This window comes from Actinokineospora auranticolor (assembly GCF_002934265.1).
Lineage (GTDB): Bacteria > Actinomycetota > Actinomycetes > Mycobacteriales > Pseudonocardiaceae > Actinokineospora > Actinokineospora auranticolor.
Genome location: NZ_PTIX01000001.1, coordinates 735,163 through 751,865 on the forward strand (window position 1 = coordinate 735,163; position 16,703 = coordinate 751,865).

Here is a 16,703-nt window from a genome sequence, read left to right on the forward strand (position 1 = left end):
GGGTCAGGCCCGGTACAGCACGATGGCCGACTCGTAGACCCGGTGGGTCTCGTTCGCCACCGGGCGGAACGTCCGGTAGCCGACGGCACCGGCCAGCGGCCCCTCGACGACCGTCGCCGGGAACGACGCCCACTCGCCCCCGGTCAGCCTGCCGTCGTCGACCAGGCCGCCCGCGCGGATCACGTTGCCGTCGTCGAGGGTGATGGTCTCGCCGAAGTACGCGAGGAAGGTGCCGGACCCCTGCTTGTAGAGCATCCGGCCCGCGCCCTTGGTCCGCCCGATGCGCGTGTCGCCCGCGAAGATCTCCAGCTCGACGGTGGCGAAGTCGTGCTCCGTCGGCGTCTCGCCGGTCGGGTCCGGGTTGTTCGACTCGTACGCGACGACCTTCTCCGTCAGGTCGCGCAGGACCAGGACCGCCGAGGGGTCCAGGAGCCCCGCGACCCGGTCGGACGCGGTCTCCGGCGGCACGTCGAACGACGTCCGGGCGGCGGGCTCGGTGTGCTGGGCGGTCACGGGTGCCTCCAACGGCAGCTGCGGACTGGTGCAGCGCGACGCTAGGTGGCTCCGCCTAAGGAGTTCTAAAAACCGGTCTCCTGGGTCAGGGCCAGCGCGAGCTGCACCTGGGAGCGCACACCGGTCTTGCGGTAGATCCGGGTCAGGTGCACGTCGACCGTGCGCAGGCTGATCTCCAGCGCCTCCGCGATGTCCTTGCGCTTCATGCCGGAACTGACCAGCAGTGCGATCTCCCGCTCCCGCCGGGTCAGCTCGCCGAGCACGGCCACCTCGACCGGCGCCGCGTCCACCGCCCGCGGTTCCGGGCAGGTGAACCACGCCAGCAGCGTCTGCGCCGCGCACCGGCGGGCCACCTCGCGCCCCAGGTCCGCCCGGTCCGCCGCGCCGTCGCGGTGCCCGGTCGCGGACAGCAGCCGGACCGCGTGGCCCAGCGCATAGGCCTGCTCGACCTGCATGCCCGCCATGGCGAACAACTCCGCCGCCCGGTCGTAGTGGTGCACCGCGCGCATCACCAGCCGCTCGGCGCGCCGCTCGTGGCCCCTGGCCAGTTCGGCGTACGCGACGTTGTGCGGCAACGGGAACCGCTGCGCGTGCTTGATCGCGTGGTTGGCCGACTCCTCCGCCACCGACATGCCCGCGTCGACCGCGGCGGCGCACAGCAGCTCCCAGGTCGCCGCCCGGTGCCAGATCGGGATACCGAGCAGCGCCACCCCTCGACCCTCGTTGAGCAGCAGCGTCACGCAGTGCTTGGCGTCGCCGTCGAGCCACGCGCACTTGGCCAGCGGCAGCGCCGCCAGCGACGCGCAGCCGTTGATCCCGCCCCACGGCACCGACTGCTGGGCCAGCGCCTGCTGCGCGAGCACCCGGGCCCGCCCGTCGCCCGGCGCCTCCCGCCACACCTCGGCCAGCGACTTCAGCGCCAGGGCCTGGGCGTGCCGGTGGTTGTTGCCGCCGGACTCGATGATCGCGTCGTCGGCCGCGTCGTACGCGGGCCGCAGCCGCCCCAGCTGCCGCTCGGCCTCGCTGAGCAGCACGTGCAGCGTGGGCAGCAGGAACTGCTGCTGCCGCGCGTTGGCGACGCCGACACCGCGCACCAGGTACCGGCGGGCCTCCGGGTAGCGGCCCGAGTAGAGCGAGCCGAGCGACAGGAGCACGACCGTCGGCAGCGCCGCCGCCAGTTGGTGCTCGGGTGCGCGGTCGACCAGTTCCCCCGCTGCGGTCAGGTCGTCGGTGGCCTCCCGCACCCGGCCGGACGGGATCGCCTCCAGCGCGCGGATGGCCAGCAGGCCCGCGGCGACGAGGTGGTCGCCGTGCCCCCTGGCCGCCTCGATCGCGCCGTCGAGGGGCGTCGGTTCGCCCCGCCAGCCCGCGAAGTGCTCGCGGAACGCGTTCGCCAGCACCAGCGCGGGCCTGCCCGGGTCGGTGCTGGCGGTGCCGCGTAATCGCTCGGTCAGCAGGTCCATGACCTGCACGTCGTGCCCGAGCACGCCCTCCACCACCGCGACCGCGGCGACCTGGCGGGACAGCTCGACCGGGTCGGCGGTGCCCGCGTCGTGCACGGTGAACAGCAGCTCGCGGCTCTCCGCGACCCGGCCGACCTGGGCCAGCGCGCCGCTGAGCGCCAGCCGGGCCGACACCCCGACCTCGCTGTCCAGCGGCGCCTCGGTCAGCACCGAGGTCAGCCACGAGATGGCGGAGGTGATGTCGCCCGAGGTCAGCTCGCCCGCCGCCGCGACGATCCTGGCCAGCTCGCCCTCGCGCGCCCGCGACAGCGAGTTCACCAGGTGGAAGCCGAGTTCCCGCTCGGCCAGCCCGCGCGCGGTCAGCCGCTGGATGGCCCGCTGGTGCGCCCGCGCCGACCAGCACGGGTCGATCGTGCGGTGCAGCAGCGTGCCGAACACGTCGTCGCGCAGGGACAGGCGATCACCCTGGTCGGGCCGCAGCAGGTCCCGGCGGGCCAGCGACTCCACGGACGCGGCCACCACCAGCGGGTCGACCTCGGCCACCTCGGCGAGCAGGTCCCGGTCGAACCGCGACCGCAGCACGGCGGCGGCGTGCAGCACCACGCGCTCGTTGAGGGTGAGGTCGCGGGTCTCGCGCAGCACCGCGAACTCGTACGGTGCCACGGCCGTGTCGGTGCCCAGCCGGGCGCTCTCGTCGAGGGCCTGCAAGGCCAGCAGGGCGAACGGGTTGCCCGCGCTGCGCCTGCGCGCGTCCAGCGGCGCCGGTGACACGGCCAGCAGCTGCTCGTCCGACAGCGGTCCCAGGTCGACGCGCACCGCCTGGCCGTACACCGCCGCCATCCGCAGCGCCTCGTCCAGGTGCGCCGGGGTCTGCCTGCCGCGCAGCGCGATCACCACGTCGGCCAGCGGGGCAGTGGTGCCCGCGGCCATGTCGCACAGCTCGGCGACGGTGGCCTCGTCGGCGAGGTGCGCGTCGTCGATCACCACCAGTTCCCTGGTGGACCGCCGGGGCCGCAACCGGGAGACGACCGCGACCTCGCGCTCGTCGGCCCGCCGCGCGCGCCGCAGCAGCGTCCGCACCTGGTCCATGGTCGCCCGACCGGTGCCGGGACCGCGCCGCGCGCACTGGTGGACGGTCGCGGGCCGCTCGCTCCACTGCCGCTCCCGGACGAGTACCCCCAGCAGGTGCGTCTTGCCCGAGCCCGGCTCGCCGACCACGGCGATCACCCGCCCGGGGGCGTCCGGGTCGAACACCGCCGCCAGCAGCAGCGCCAGCTCGGCGGCGCGCACCGAGTCCGTCCTGGCCAGGGCGTCACCCAACCGGGCGCTCCCGTCGGTGTGCGTCATCGACCGTCTCCCCTGGTGCGATCCGTGTGGACCGTGGATACCTCCTGTAGCGCTGCGGCGGCGCTGCCACCGGTGAATTCAGCCGGCGGACGGGGGGAAAGCAAAGCCCATCCGCATCGTAGGAACGCCCGTGCCGTGGGCACGATCACGATCACCGGGCGGTCAGGCCGCCCACCAGCAGGTCGATGAGCCGGTCGGAGTCGTCGCGCTCCGGTCCGGTGGTCTCCCGCACCCAGGCGATGCCGTGCAGCAGGTCGAACAGCTCGACCGGGGTCAGGTCGGCGCGGATCGCGCCCGCGTCCTGGGCGGCTGTGAGCAGGTCGGCGCCGCTGCCGTGCATCTGCGCGCACATGGCGTGCGACGGCGTGCCCTCGTCGTACATGCTCCGCACGAGGATGCCGACGAGGCCGCGGAAGGTGCTGAAGTGCAGCACCGCCTGCCGCATCCAGGCGACCAGCGCGGCCAGCGGTTCCTCGGTGCCCGAGACGTGCTTGGCGTGCGCGACCAGGTCCTCCAGACCGTTGCGGGTGGACGCCTCGACCAGCGTGGCCCGGGTCGGGAAGTGCCGGTACAGGGTGCCGATCGCGACGCCCGCCTTGGCCGCGATGTCCTCAAGGGACGCGCCCGCGCCGTGCTCGGCGAAGGCGGTGCGGGCGGCGGCGAGGATCGCGTCGTAGTTGCGCCTGCCGTCCGCGCGCTTGGGCCGCTGCGCGATCAAGGGCGCGACCTCCTTGGCCGCGTCGTCGTCGGTCGCGGCGTCCCGCGTAGTGGAATCCGTACTGCCCGTCATGGTCCTCCTTGACTACCTGAGGCTGCCTCCGGTTCACTGATCGCGAACCAACCGGAGGTGGTCTCATCTTAGTCCGACCGCCGCCCGGAGATGAGGAGGAAGCGATGAGCACCGAGACCAGCCCCGACGCGGCCGACCAGGGGGCGTCACCCCCGGCCGCCGCGCCTGCCCGGGCCGCGGCCGCGTTCGGGCTGATCCTGGCGGCCATCGTCGGCGCGGAGTTCCTGCTCCAGCTCGACGGCACGATCGTCACCGTCGCCCTGCCCGACCTGCAGGACCACCTCGGCGTCGGCGTGGTCGCCGCGTCCTGGGTGCCCAACGCGTTCCTGCTCGCCTTCGGTGGGCTGCTGCTGTTCAGCGGCAGGCTCGGCGACACCATCGGCCACCGCCGGGTGTTCCTGGTCGGCATCGGCCTGATCACCGTCGCGTCGCTGGTCGCGGGCCTGGCCCCGAACCTGCCGGTGCTGCTGGTCGGCCGCGCGCTGCAGGGCGCGGGCGCCGCGCTCGCCGGACCGGCCGGGCTCGCCCTGCTGACCACGGTGTTCGAGGGGGAGCGCCAGGCCAAGGCGTTCGGCCTGTACTCGACGGTCACCGGCCTCGGCGCCGCCGCGGGCATGATCCTCGGCGCGGTGCTGACCCACCTGGGCGACTGGCGCTGGAGCCTGCTGGTCAACGTCCCGGTCGGACTGGTCATCCTGGTGATCGCGCTGCGCACCCTCGGCGTGCGCGGGGACGTCAAGCGCGGCCACTCGCTCGGCCTGCCGAGCGCCGTGCTGGCCACGGGCGCGCTCGTGCTGCTGGTGTTCGGCCTGGTCGGCGCGGCGGAGGCGGGCTGGGGCAGCACCCGGGCGCTGCTGCCGCTGGCGGCGGGTGTCGTCGCGATCGGCGCGCTGGTCGCGGTCGACCGCAAGGCGAGCGAGCCGCTGCTGCCGGGCCGGGTGTTCGCGCTGCGCGCCCGCGCCGGGTCGTTCGTCGTGTTGCTGCTGCTGGCCTCGGTGCTGACCGGGTTCCTGCTGTACCTGGTGCAGTTCCTCCAGGTGGCGCTCAAGTTCACGCCGCTGCAGGCGGGTCTGGGCATCCTGCCGTTCGGGTTGGCGCTGCTGGTCGTGATCCAGTTCGGCACGCCCCGGCTGGCCAAGGTGGACATCAAGGTGCGCGGCCTCGCCGGTCTCGCGCTGGTGCTGGTCGGTGTGCTGTGGCTGACCGGTCTGGACGGCGCCGACAGCTACGCCGCCGGGGTGCTCGGCCCGATCATCGTGCTCGGCCTCGGTGTCGGCCTGGCGATCGTGCCGGTCAACATGGTCATCCTGACCACCAGCGCGCCCGAGGACATCGGCATCACCTCCGGCCTGCTGCAGACCAGCCTGACCATCGGCGGCGTGTTCGGCGTGGCGATCCTGCTGGTGCCGTACACCGGCGGCGCGCCGGGCGACAGCATCGGCACCCTGTTCGTGTGGAGCTCGGTCATCGTGGCCGCCGCGCTCGTGGTCGCGGCTCTGACCTGGTTCGGTGGCAGGAAACCGGAACCCGCGGCGGCCGGGTAGCGCCCGCCGTCAGCCCGCGAGCGACAGGTCGCGGTCGGCACCGAGGATGTGGGACTGGAGCCTGCGCATCGACTCGCGCGGCTCCAGTCCCAGCTCCTCGCGCAGCACCCGGCGCGCGGACTGGAACACCGCCAGCGCCTCGGCCCGCCTGCCCGACCGGTACAGCGCCACCATCAGCTGCTCGCGGAACGCCTCGTGCAGCGGGTACTCCTCGGCCCACTTGGCCAGGTCCCCGATCACCTCGCGGTGGCGGCCGGTGACCAGCGAACCCCGGGCCACCGCCTCCAGGCACTCCAGCCGCAGCTCGTCGGCCCAGCGGCCGAACCCGCCGACCACCAGCCCGTTGCGGATGTGGCCGAGCACCGGCCCCCGGAACAGCGCGGCGGCCCGGGTGAACGCGGCCAGCGCGGCGTGCGGGTCGCGGTCCACAAGGGACTGCCCGAGGGCGTGCTCGCGCTGCAGGTCGGTGACGTCCAGCCGGGACTCGTCCACTTCCAGCAGGTAGCCCTGCCCGTGGGTGCGCAGCACGGCCGCGCCCGGCTCGTCGGCGGTGAACCGCTTGCGGATCTGCGAGACGTAGACGTGCAGCGCCGAGCGCACCCGGCGCGGCGGCTGCTCACCCCACAGCTCACCGATCAGCTCGTCGGTCGAGACGGCCCGGTTCGCCCGGATCAGCAGCGTGGCGAACAGCGTCTCGATCTTCGGCGCGGTGATCGTCAGGGTGGTCTCGCCTGCGATCTGCAAGGGGCCCAGCAGCAGATAGCGCACGGGTGTCCTCCAAGGGTGGGGCCGGGGATGCTTGATGCAGGCATCCTGTCCCCGCGCCCTCGGGCCGCACATCAGCGGATGTGCTTACTGTCCACACTGTGGGTACGTACCGCCACACCTGGTGACAACAATAGCCAGTGCCGCTAAAGCACACCACAGCCGTCCACCACCGCGAGACAGCCGTCCACCACCGCGAGATCGCGCTCCACCCGAGGCTGACCACCACCGCGAGATCGCGCCGGTCTCTGGACTGAGCGATTTCGCGAGGCCCCCTGGGGCCTCGCGAAATCGCGAGGGAAGAGATCGGCTGAAAGGCGATCTCGCCGCCTCGGCGGAGCCGAGGCCAAAGACACAGTGCCAAAGACACCATGAAGCCGGGCTGAAGCGGCGTTGGCGGTCCGGCGGTTCGCTCGTAGCGTCCCGGCGGGCGTCGATCCGTTCCGGCCCGGGAGGACCCACCATGCTGCAGTACCCGCAGGACCGCCAGTGCCCGTTCCAGCCGTCCGGCGCCTACCAGCCGCTCGGTGCGGAAGGGTCCCTGCACCGCGTCGAGTTGTGGAACGACGAGACCGCCTGGCTCGTCACCGGCCACGCCACCGCCCGCGCGCTGCTGTCCGACCCGAGGGTGTCCGCCGACCGGACCCGCCCGGACTTCCCGGTGGTGCTGCCCCGTTTCGAGGCCGAGATCTTCAAGCCGCTGGCCCTGATCGGCATCGACCCGCCCCGGCACAAGGCCCACCGCGAGCTGCTCGCCGCGCACTTCGGCCTCAAGCAGGCCCGCGCTCAGCGCGACGAGATCACCGCGCTGGCGCACTCGCTCATCGACGCGATCGAGGCCAAGGGCGCGCCCGCCGACCTCCTCGCGGACTACGCGCTGCCCATCCCGTCCGCGGTGATCTCCCGCCTGCTGGGCGTGCCGTACGAGGACCACGCCTTCTTCGAGAGCGCGTCGGCCGCGCTGTTGCAGGCCACCTCCGCCGCCGGGGCCGAGGAGGCGGGCCGGACCCTGTTCGACTACCTGGACCGCCTGGTCACCGCCGAGCGGGCGGAGCCGACGCACCGGGGTCTGATCACGGTGCTGGCCGGTGCGATCGGCGACGGGCCGGACGCGGACGTGACCCACGAGGACGCCGTCCGCATCGCGTTGACCCTGCTGCTCGGCGGCCACGACACGACCGCGCAGATGATCACCCTCGGGGTGGTCACGCTGCTGGCGCACCCGGAGGCGCTCGCCGCGATCCGCGCCGACCGGGACCTGCTGCCCGCCGCCGTCGACGAACTCCTGCGCATGGTGTCGGTGACCGACCTGTCCGGGGTGCGGGTGGCGGACGCGGACATCGAGATCGATGGCGCGGCGATCCGGGCGGGGGAGGGGCTGATCTTCTCGTCGTCCATGGCCAACCGGGACCCGGCGGTGTGGCCGGAACCGTACGAACTGGACTTCCTCCGGGAGCGCAAGGACCCGAAGGCGTCCGGGCGCAGGCACCTCACCTTCGGCTACGGCATCCACCAGTGCCTCGGCCAGAACCTGGCCCGCCTCGAACTGGAGATCGCCTTCGACGTCCTGTTCACCCGCCTGCCGGACCTGGCCCTGGAAACCCCGTCCGACGCCCTGCCCTACCGCAGCGGCGGCACCATGCAGGGCGTCCACGCGTTACCGGTCGTCTGGTAGACCACCGGTACGGATGACCCCCGCGAGTCGGACCACGGCCCGGCCCCGGTTCCCGCGTAGCCTGACCGAATGGCGGTCAACCGCAGTAGGAGCGCACGGCTGTCCCGCAAACGCAGGCGCCGCATGGCGAAGGTCGACCACGACCTGACCGACACCCAGTGGCTGGCCCTGCAAGCGGCCTGGGCGGGGTGCGCCTACTGCGGTTCCACCACCGGCCCCTACCAGCGCGACTGCGTCCTGCCCATCTCGCGCGGCGGCCGCTACACCGTGGACAACGTCGTCCCGGTCTGCGGCTCCTGCAACTCCAGCAAGTGCAACACCGAGGTGACGTCGTGGTTGCGCCGCAAACGCCTCGACGAGCGGGCGTTCCTCACCCGCCACATCGAGATCCGCGCGGTGCTCGCCGCCGAGGTCGACGACATCGACGAGACCCCGGCGGCCGAGCACGACGACGTGGACGTGCCGGGCTGACCCTACTTGGGTTCCAGCACGAACAGCGGGATCAGCCGGTCGGTCTTGACCTGGTAGTCGGCGTACTGGGGGAACGCGGCCACGGCGCGCTGCCACCACTCGTCGCGCTCGGGGCCCTCGAGTTCGCGGGCGGCGTAGTCCTTGGTCACCGCGCCGTCCTGCAGGGGGAACTCGGGGTGCGCCTTGATGTTGTGGTACCAGGTCGGGTGCTTCTCGTCGCCGCCGTTGGACGCCACGACCACGTAGCGGCCGTCGTGCTCGACGCGCATCACCGGCGTGTAGCGCAGCTTGCCGCTCTTGGCGCCGCGCAGGGTCAGCAGCACGATCGGCCTGCCGAGCACCTTGATCCCGTCGGTCGTCCCCTCCTCGAGGATCCGCTGCGTCTGGTTCCGAACCCACTCGGTGGGGCTGAGCTCTGCGGTCATGCCACGCCGAACACCGAACCACCCACCGCTATTCCGCCGTCACCCGGTGGTGTGGTTCAGCCGGGTCGGCAGGCCTCGATGAGGAAGCGGTGGGAGAGGGTGCGCAGGGCGCCTTGCGCGCGGATCTGCTTGTCCAGCAGCAACAACCGCTCGCGGTAGGGGTCGACGGCGAAGTCGGGGATGAACCAGACGATCTTGCGCAGCAGGTAGACGACGGCGCCGATGTCGTCGAACTCGGCGCGCAGGCCCGCCTTGCGCAGGGCCACCACCCGCAGCCCGGCGGTCTCGGCGGCGGCCGCCTCCTGCTCGGCCAGGCCGCCGTCGGCCTCCTGCGGGCCCAGCATGGCCTCGACCAGCTCGCGCCCGTAGCCGGAGCCGTACTGCTGGGCCAGGTACGTGCCGCCCGGGGCGAGGACGCGGGCGACCTGCGTCCAGTCGGTCGACCCGATCCTCGGGTGCCTGCTGACGACCAGGTCGAACGCGCCGGGCGTGAGGGGCAGGTAGCCGTCGTCGGCCCGGACGAGCACACCACCCAATCGGGCGAGGACGGGCTTCGCGCGGTCGAGCAGCGCCGGTCTGCTCTCGGTGGCCGCGAACACCGCAGGCCTGGCGCTCAACGCCGAGGCGATCACCCGGCCGTCACCGGTCTGCGCGTCGAGCACCCGCTCGGCCGAAGCCGCCCGTTCGGCCACCAGGTTCGCGTACCCCCACGGCGTGCGCTCCTCGCGGGCGCGCCCCGCCAACCAGGAGAAATCCGACCCCAGGACGTCGACCGACGCGGCCTCGCGGACGAGTTCGTCGAAGGAACGCACGGCCCCAGTGTGGCAGGACACCGTACGGCCCGCAGACCCTACTTCCCGAGCGCGTCCGCAAGCTCCTTCTTCGTCATTTTCGACCGCCCCCGCACACCCCGCTTTTTCGCCTCGTTGTAGAGCTGGTCCTTGGTCGGTCCCTTCGGCCCCTTGCGCCCGGACCGCTGCCCACCGCGCTTCTGCGGCGACATGTCCCGCGTGGACGTCCTACTGGCCTGTTTGGACTCACCGGCCTGAGCACGGTTCTTGTTCACCGTGCGCGCCGCGATCTCCTCTGCCCGGCTCTCGGAGGCACCTCGGTCCTCGGCTGAATCCTTGATGTGCTGGTACTGCCGCTCCCGTTTCCTGCTCCACGCCTGGGGCACGTCAACCTCCTCGAATGGCCGTGTCGACCTCGGGGTACCCCGCCCGTGACGGGTCATGCGAACGGCCCATCCGGGCACCGGACGTCCTCGGTGACGACGTCTTCCACGCCGAAATCCTGGCCGCCGCGGTCTCGACGAGGACGGTGGCGTCGCCAGGGTCTGGTCACCAGCCCCACCTCGCGTCGTCGCCTGACCGCCTCGCCGACAATTCCACCCGTGCGCCGCGGCATCGCCGGCAAGATCACCGCCATGACGAACCTGACCGTCGAGGCCGCGCACGAACTGGCGGCGGTGTTGCGGGCGCGTGCGGACGACCTGGCCAGCGACGAGTTGGCCACGGTGGCCGAGGCCATGACCGCCGTGCGAGTGGCGGCCCGGGCGGTCGAGGCGGCGCTGACCGCCCGGGGCTGGGGTGGCGATGTGCTCTACGGCTTCGGCGACCCCGTCCACGACGACCTCGACGACGCGGACGATGAGGACGACGCGGACGAGGAGGACGTGGAGGACGAGGACACCGGCGACGTCGAGGAGTTCGTCGCGCCGCGGGGGCGGCGCATGACCTACCAGTCGCGGGTCGACTTCGTGGTCGTCGACGAGGACGCGCTGCTGGACCACGTCGAGCGGCGGGCGGCCGAGCTGGGGGACACCGGCTGGACCCGCGACTCGATCATCGAGCACAACCCCGCGTTCGTGCTGTGGTTCCTCGGGGGCCCGGGCACCCGCGACTTCGAGGGGGCGGGCATCGTGTCCGCCGGTGCGCAGGACGTGGTGGCCGAGGTGCCCGTCACGCTGTGGGAGTTGGACCACGAGGCGAGGGGCGACTGCTACCCCGTCAACTAGCGGAGCGGGCGACGGGATCCCGGGTACGGCTCGCCAGGAGGGCGAGCAGCAGGCTCGGCACCGCGAGGATCGCGAAGGCCGCGCCGAAGCTGAGTCGGGTCGCGGGTGCCAGCAGGCTGAACAGGGCGGAGGACGCCGCCGTGACGCCCAGTTGCCCCAGGTTGCGCGACGTCATCATCGCGCTGCTCGCGGAGCCTTGTCGCCCCGGTTCGGCGTGCGCCAGGGACAGCACGGTCAGCATCGGTGACACCATCCCCATGCCGATCGCCGCGAGGACCAGGGACGCGGCGGGGAAGTACGCGGGCAGGCCGAAGAACGGGCCCGCGGCGGCCAGGGCAGCCGCGGCCACGACCAGGGTCGCCCCCATGGCGACAGTGCGGTGCCGGGGCACATCGACCAGAAAATGGCTCTGCGCCCACGACGACCCCGCCCACGCCACGGCCGCGCCGGTGAACACCAGACCCGTCAACGCGGGCGGCACGTCCTCCGCCGTGTCCAGCAACAGCGGGACGAACGCCTCCAGCGTGCAGAACGTCCCCGACGCCAACCCGTTCAGCAACACCGTCGCCGGGAGTCCCCGCGCGGCCGTCAACGTACGTGGCGGCAGCATCCGGCGGACGAAGGCCACGACCAGCACCACCGCGACCGCGCCGAACACCAGGTGCGCGACGTCCCCGCCCGTCACCGCGTACTGACCCGCCGCCGCGCCCGCGCTGACCGCCGCCGCCACCAGCAGGCCCGGCCGCCTGCCCTCGGACGGTGGGGGAGGGGCGTGCCGGGTCTTGCGCAGCAACAGCACGACGGCGACGGCGGGCGGCAACGTCAACGCCGCCAGCCCGAAGAACACGACCCGCCACGACGTCCACGACACGACCAGGCCCGCGAGGGGTGGGCCGAGCAGCGACGGGCCGACCCAGCTCGCCGCCATCAGCGCCAACACCCTGGGACGCAACCGGTCCGGGTACGTCTGCCCGATCGCGGTGTTGATCGCGACGATCGTCATCCCCGCCGACACACCGTCCAGGAACCGGCCCGCCGCCAGCTACCACACCGAGACGCTGATCGCCGACACCACCAGCGTCACCACCGCCAGGGCCAGCGCGACCGCCAACGGCCGCCCCGCACCGACCCGGTCGGCCCAGTTGCCGCCCAGGACGCCGCCGAGCAGGCTCGCGGCCACGAACGAACTCGCCACGAACGGGTACAGCCACACCCCGTCGAGGTCCCGCACCGCCATCGGCAGCGTCGGCACGACCGCCAAGGCCGCCAGCCCGGCCAGGGCGTTCACCGCGACGAAACTCGTCGTCGCCGCCAAGTAGGTCCGCGAGAACACCCCGGCGGGGGCTTCAGCCGTGGTTCCGGACACGCGCGGGATCGACCTCCCCAGGTGGTCAAGCGCTCAATGACCATCCTGGTGCGGGCCGGGGGCCGCGGGCAACGCGATTACGCCCGGTCCAGCTCCCGGACCGCGACGACCTCGACCTCGACGACGACGTCCGGCAGGAACAGCCGCGACACCTCGACGACCGTGCTCGGCGGCAGCGCGTCGGCGGGCAGGTACTTGGCGCGGGTCTCGGCGTACGCGGCGCGGTCGTCCATGTCGGTCAGGTACGTGCGGGTGCTGGTGATGTCGGCGAAGGTCGCGCCGTGCGCGGCCAGCAGGATGCCGATGATCTCGAAGACCCGGTCCGTCTGGCCGACGATGTCACCGGGCGCCACGACCGAGAGGTCGTCGCCGATCGCGCACTGCCCGGCCAGCGTCAGCGTCACGGTGTCGGCGATCTCCACGCGCGAGACGTGCGAGTAGCGCCCCGGCGGGGGCGCGGGCACGCCCGCCGGGTTGTCGACGAACTTCTTCACGAAGGCCCCCAAGGGTGGAACGGTCCACCCTGGACACTACCCCGTGGTCAGGTAGCGGGGCGCGTGCCGGGCCGGGTTGGCCTTCTCGAACGCGGCGGCCAGGGCGAGGACCTTGGCGTCCGACCAGCGGTCGGCGAAGAACGACAGCCCGATCGGCAACTCGCCGCCGTAGCCCGCGGGCACCGTGACCGCCGGTAGCCCGCCGCGGCGGCCGGGGTGGAGGTGCCGAGGATGTACGCGTCGCCGTGCTCGTAGTCGGTCTTCCACGCCGGGCTGTTGGTCGGTGCGATGAGCGCGTCCAGGTGCTGGGCCTTCAGCGTCTCGTCGATGGACCGGCGGGCGAGCGTCGTGGCCGTCTCGCGCTGCTGCTTGTACGTCGGGTCGTCGGGGCCCGGCGCCTTCACGGCCTCCTCGAACAGCTCCTGCCCGAAGTACTTCAGCTCCACCGGGTCGTTCCGGTTGAAGTCGACCAGCGCCTGCATGGTCTGCGGCGCCCCGGGCCGCGTGCGCAGGTACGCGGGCAGGTCACGCGCGAACTCCGTGATCAGCGCCGGGTACTCCACCGCTCCGATCTCCGCCTGGTACGGGAGGTCGACCTCGACCACCGTCGCCCCCTGGGCGCGCAACACCTCGACGCTGCGCGCCACCACCCGGTCCGCGTCGGGGTCGACCCCGCGCATGCTCCACAGCCCGAGCCGCGCACCCCGCAACGCCCCCGGCCGCAACGCCGCCGCGTAGTCACGGGTCTGCGACGCCGGGTAGTCCAGGGTCGCCCGGTCGGCGCGGTCGCGGCCCTGCAGCACCGACAGCGTGATCGCCACGTCCTCGACCGTCCGCGCCATCGGCCCCGCCGTGTCCTGCTCCAGCGAGAGCGGCACCACCCCGCTCCGGCTGACCAGCCCCAGACTCGGCTTGTGCCCCACGACCCCGTTCGCCGCCGCCGGGCACACGATCGACCCGTCGGTCTCCGTCCCGATCGCCACCTGAGCCAACGACGCCGCCACCGCGGCCCCCGACCCCGACGAAGACCCACACGGGTTGCGGTCGAGCACGTACGGGTTGTTCGTCTGCCCACCGACGCCGGACCACCCGGAGCTGGAGTGCGTCGACCGGAAGTTGGCCCACTCGGACAGGTTCGCCTTGCCCAACACCACCGCCCCCGCGTCCCGCAGCCGCCGCACCAACGCCGCGTCCGCGGCGGGCGGCTTGCCGAGCAGGGCCCGTGACCCGGCCGTGGTCTGCACGCCCCGGGTGTCGATGTTGTCCTTGAGCAGCACGGGAATCCCGTCCAACGGCCCCCGCGCGTGCCCGGCCCGCCGCCTGCGGTCACTCGCCTCGGCCTGCGCCACGGCGGAGTCGTCGAGGGCGATGACCGCGCGCACCTTGCGGTCGACGGTGCGGATGCGGTCGAGGTACTCGCGGGTCAGGCGCGCGGAGCTGAGCCTGCCGCGGTCCATCAGGTGTTGGAGTTGGGGGATCGTCGCCCGGTCGAGGTCGAACCCGAGCCCCGCGGGCGCCGCGACCGCCGCCGGACTCGGCACCGCCGCGACGACGGCGACCAAACAGGCGACCGGGAAGATCCGCTTCATCCGCACCCGCGTGATTCAAACCAGGGCCGCCGACCTCGTCAACCACGCGCCGTTCCCGTTCCCAGTCACGGGAAAACGCCCCACATCAACACGAACAAGTACCACGGCACGCGTGCGCCCGGCGGCGGTGCCGCCACCACGGGCCCGCCGCCGCGAGCACTGACACGACGGCCACGGCGATGAGGGTGTTGGTCAGCACCGCCGCGCCCGCGCCGGTCAAGACACCGGCCGTGACGAGCAGCGGGGCGGCGCCGACGGCAGGCCCGACGCCGATCTTGGCCGCGCACGGCGGCTCGGTGCCGGTCATCGGGTGTCACCGGTGAAGGGATGGGCAGCACGGGGTGGCGGCGCACGTGGCGAGACCGTCGAGGACCCCGACCCGGCTGACGGGATGGAGATGTCCACGCTCAGGTGCTCGTCGCGGTCGAAAGCGAAGGTGAAGAACGAGCAGCACTCGGTCTCCCTGGCCGCCAGGTCACGTGCGATGGCTTCCACCGAAGCGTCCAGCACCAGCCGCAGCCGGGTCGGCTCGGGTCGCTCGACGGCTCGGAGAGCGGTGAACAGCGCATCGAACTCGGCCAGCCTGAGCGGCTGTTCGGCGGTGGGCAGCGCGCACGCCCGGGGAACCCAGGCAAGGTCCACAGTGGTGTCTGTTGATGCTATGCCGCCAAGGTAAACCTATACCTGGGTGCCGAATGCGACCCTCGGGTCAGGTTTGGTACAGGTAGAACACGGTCCCCTCCGGGTCCGCGCAGTCGGCGAGCAGGCCGAACGGGCGTTCCTTCGCCTCCCCGGCCTTCCCCCCGTGCGTGGTCACCGCCCGCAGCGCGGCCTCGATGTCGGCTACACGGAAGCACAGCTGGTTGGCCGGTTCGTCGCCGTTCGCCCACAGGCCGATGTTGCTGTGGTTGGCCACCTGCCACGCGCCCTCCACCGAGCCCGGGACGAACTCCCAGCCCAGCACCGCCCCGTAGAAGCCCTTCGCCCGGTCGGCGTCGCGGACGACCATCGTCAGGTAGTCCGACTCGCCGACCGGGGTGCGGGAGCTGCGGACCGGGGTGCCCGTCACCAGCCAGCGGTGGCCGAACGGGTCGACGAGCACCGCCACCCGCCCGTAGTCCTGGTCCTCGGGGTGTCGTTCGACGGCCGCGCCCTCCGCCACCGCGCGGGCGAAGGTCGCGTCCACGTCCTCGACCTGGATGTTCAGGGAGTGGGTGAAGGTGGTCGGGTTGTCCGGTGCCACGACCGGCACCTCACCCACCCCGCCCTCGGCGAGCATGAGCACCGCGTCCCCGATCCCGATCTCCGCGTGCCCGATGCGGCCGTCGGGCATCAGGTACGGCTCACCGCGCCGGTGGCCGTCGAACACGCGCACGTACCAGTCGATGGCGCGTGGGGCGTCGGCGACCGCGAGGTAGGGGGTGATGGTGGCGGGACGGGTGAAGGACGTCACCGGCGTGCTCCAATCGGGAGGGTCGCGCCCATCATCGTCCTCGACCACCCCGCCGCGCGACCCTACGCGGCCACGAGTTGGGTCAGGAAAACGAACTCCCGCCCCGGCCGGTCCGCCGCCTCCCGGACGTCGAGCACCCGGTACCCCGATTCGACCAGCGACGCCTCGACCTCGTCCCGGTCGCGGAACCGCAGCGTGGAGTCCGATGTGAGCGTTCCCCCGTCGGGGAACTCGTAGGTGAAGCGGAACGACACCAGCGGCAACCGCACCTCGGTGACCGCCATGCGCCGCCGCACGGACCCGACCCCGTCGACGTCCAGGGTGTGCCACGCCGTGTCCGCCGCCCAGTCCTCCCAGAGTCGACGCTCCGGCCGACGGGTCTCGAAGACCAGGTGCCCGCCGGGCCGCAACGCCCCACGGACACCGGCGAGAGCGGTGGTCCAGTCGTCGTCGGTCAGGAACACCTGGGCCACGTTGGCGGTCATCACCGCGAGGTCCGCCGCCACCGCGGGCAACGTCGCCGCGTCACCGCGCACCCACGTCGCCCGCGGTTCGCGCCGCCGCGCGATCTCCAGCGACGCCCCGGCGGGCTCCACCCCCACGACCTCGACCCCGCGCGCCACCAACAGCGCCGCCAGGTTCCCCGTTCCGCTCCCCACGTCCAGCACCCGAGAAGCGCCCAACTCGGCCGCGATCGCCACGTACGCGGCCAAATCGTCCCGAGGTCCGTCGAAGGCGTCGTAGGTCGCGGCCAACCGGGGGTCGTCGAAGATCGCGTCAGGCATCCGATC

At 72.7% G+C, this 16,703-nt stretch carries 18 protein-coding genes and 1 pseudogene; 4 read left to right on the forward strand and 15 right to left on the reverse strand.

Annotated elements, in window-relative coordinates:
- Window positions 1-3: 3 nt before the first annotated feature.
- The 3 genes from CLV40_RS03010 to CLV40_RS03020 all read right to left on the reverse strand — a co-directional run bounded on the left by CLV40_RS03010 (window position 4) and on the right by CLV40_RS03020 (window position 4,113).
- Entirely contained in the window at window positions 4-513 is a 510-nt protein-coding gene (locus CLV40_RS03010; protein ID WP_219823883.1) for an allene oxide cyclase barrel-like domain-containing protein, read from the reverse strand.
- A gap of 65 nt (window positions 514-578) precedes the next feature.
- Entirely contained in the window at window positions 579-3,323 is a 2,745-nt protein-coding gene (locus tag CLV40_RS03015; RefSeq protein WP_104476593.1) for a helix-turn-helix transcriptional regulator, read from the reverse strand.
- Between the two features lie 151 nt (window positions 3,324-3,474).
- Entirely contained in the window at window positions 3,475-4,113 is a 639-nt protein-coding gene (locus tag CLV40_RS03020; RefSeq protein ID WP_104476595.1) for a TetR/AcrR family transcriptional regulator, read from the reverse strand.
- 104 nt (window positions 4,114-4,217) lie between these two features.
- Between CLV40_RS03020 and CLV40_RS03025 the strand changes: the two genes are divergently transcribed.
- The gene (locus tag CLV40_RS03025; RefSeq protein WP_104476597.1) at window positions 4,218-5,657 is read left to right on the forward strand and encodes an MFS transporter; all 1,440 of its coding nucleotides are present in this window, start codon (window positions 4,218-4,220) and stop codon (window positions 5,655-5,657) included.
- 9 nt (window positions 5,658-5,666) lie between these two features.
- Here the strand turns inward: CLV40_RS03025 and CLV40_RS03030 are convergent, their stop codons facing one another.
- The gene (locus CLV40_RS03030; RefSeq protein WP_219823884.1) at window positions 5,667-6,425 is read right to left on the reverse strand and encodes an AfsR/SARP family transcriptional regulator; all 759 of its coding nucleotides are present in this window, start codon (window positions 6,423-6,425) and stop codon (window positions 5,667-5,669) included.
- Between the two features lie 460 nt (window positions 6,426-6,885).
- On the opposite strand from CLV40_RS03030, the gene CLV40_RS03035 reads away from it, so the two are divergent.
- Window positions 6,886-8,097, forward strand: coding sequence for a cytochrome P450 (locus tag CLV40_RS03035; protein WP_104476600.1), 1,212 nt, complete (start codon window positions 6,886-6,888; stop codon window positions 8,095-8,097).
- Window positions 8,098-8,166: 69 nt separating this feature from the next.
- A complete protein-coding gene (locus CLV40_RS03040; protein ID WP_104476602.1) occupies window positions 8,167-8,568 on the forward strand; it encodes an HNH endonuclease in 402 nt (133 codons plus the stop codon).
- A gap of 2 nt (window positions 8,569-8,570) precedes the next feature.
- Here CLV40_RS03040 and CLV40_RS03045 read toward each other — a convergent pair whose 3' ends face one another.
- Genes CLV40_RS03045 through CLV40_RS03055 form a run of 3 tightly spaced genes read right to left on the reverse strand, consistent with a single transcriptional unit; the run spans window position 8,571 to window position 10,170 of the window.
- Window positions 8,571-8,993 (reverse strand): nitroreductase family deazaflavin-dependent oxidoreductase, encoded by a 423-nt coding sequence (locus tag CLV40_RS03045; protein ID WP_104476604.1) that lies wholly within the window; start codon window positions 8,991-8,993, stop codon window positions 8,571-8,573.
- A 56-nt stretch (window positions 8,994-9,049) separates the two neighbouring features.
- Window positions 9,050-9,805 (reverse strand): class I SAM-dependent methyltransferase, encoded by a 756-nt coding sequence (locus CLV40_RS03050; RefSeq protein WP_104476606.1) that lies wholly within the window; start codon window positions 9,803-9,805, stop codon window positions 9,050-9,052.
- Window positions 9,806-9,843: 38 nt separating this feature from the next.
- The gene (locus CLV40_RS03055) at window positions 9,844-10,170 is read right to left on the reverse strand and encodes a plasmid stabilization protein (RefSeq protein WP_104476608.1); all 327 of its coding nucleotides are present in this window, start codon (window positions 10,168-10,170) and stop codon (window positions 9,844-9,846) included.
- 216 nt (window positions 10,171-10,386) lie between these two features.
- On the opposite strand from CLV40_RS03055, the gene CLV40_RS37715 reads away from it, so the two are divergent.
- Complete coding sequence (locus tag CLV40_RS37715) at window positions 10,387-11,010, forward strand: hypothetical protein (protein ID WP_181043286.1); 624 nt, start codon at window positions 10,387-10,389, stop codon at window positions 11,008-11,010.
- Here CLV40_RS37715 and CLV40_RS03065 read toward each other — a convergent pair.
- The 8 genes and pseudogenes from CLV40_RS03065 to CLV40_RS03095 form a co-directional block, all read right to left on the reverse strand.
- Window positions 11,003-12,052: an MFS transporter gene (locus CLV40_RS03065; protein WP_281261638.1), complete on the reverse strand. Its 1,050-nt coding sequence runs from the start codon at window positions 12,050-12,052 to the stop codon at window positions 11,003-11,005. The two genes, CLV40_RS37715 and CLV40_RS03065, sit on opposite strands and share 8 nt — an antisense overlap.
- Window positions 12,053-12,376, reverse strand: a complete 324-nt coding sequence (locus CLV40_RS38745; protein ID WP_219823886.1) for a hypothetical protein — start codon at window positions 12,374-12,376, stop codon at window positions 12,053-12,055.
- Between the two features lie 77 nt (window positions 12,377-12,453).
- Window positions 12,454-12,882 (reverse strand): RidA family protein, encoded by a 429-nt coding sequence (locus tag CLV40_RS03070; RefSeq protein ID WP_245930996.1) that lies wholly within the window; start codon window positions 12,880-12,882, stop codon window positions 12,454-12,456.
- A 24-nt stretch (window positions 12,883-12,906) separates the two neighbouring features.
- A pseudogene (locus tag CLV40_RS03075) lies at window positions 12,907-14,459 on the reverse strand (amidase).
- A gap of 85 nt (window positions 14,460-14,544) precedes the next feature.
- The gene (locus tag CLV40_RS03080; RefSeq protein WP_104476614.1) at window positions 14,545-14,766 is read right to left on the reverse strand and encodes a hypothetical protein; all 222 of its coding nucleotides are present in this window, start codon (window positions 14,764-14,766) and stop codon (window positions 14,545-14,547) included.
- Window positions 14,763-15,101, reverse strand: coding sequence for a hypothetical protein (locus CLV40_RS03085; protein ID WP_219823887.1), 339 nt, complete (start codon window positions 15,099-15,101; stop codon window positions 14,763-14,765). Before CLV40_RS03085 ends, CLV40_RS03080 begins: the two co-directional genes overlap by 4 nt.
- Before the next feature lie 67 nt (window positions 15,102-15,168).
- On the reverse strand, window positions 15,169-15,912 hold the full coding sequence (locus tag CLV40_RS03090; protein ID WP_181043287.1) for a VOC family protein: 744 nt from the start codon (window positions 15,910-15,912) through the stop codon (window positions 15,169-15,171).
- Window positions 15,913-15,974: 62 nt separating this feature from the next.
- On the reverse strand, window positions 15,975-16,697 hold the full coding sequence (locus CLV40_RS03095; RefSeq protein ID WP_104476617.1) for a class I SAM-dependent DNA methyltransferase: 723 nt from the start codon (window positions 16,695-16,697) through the stop codon (window positions 15,975-15,977).
- Window positions 16,698-16,703 lie beyond the last annotated feature (6 nt).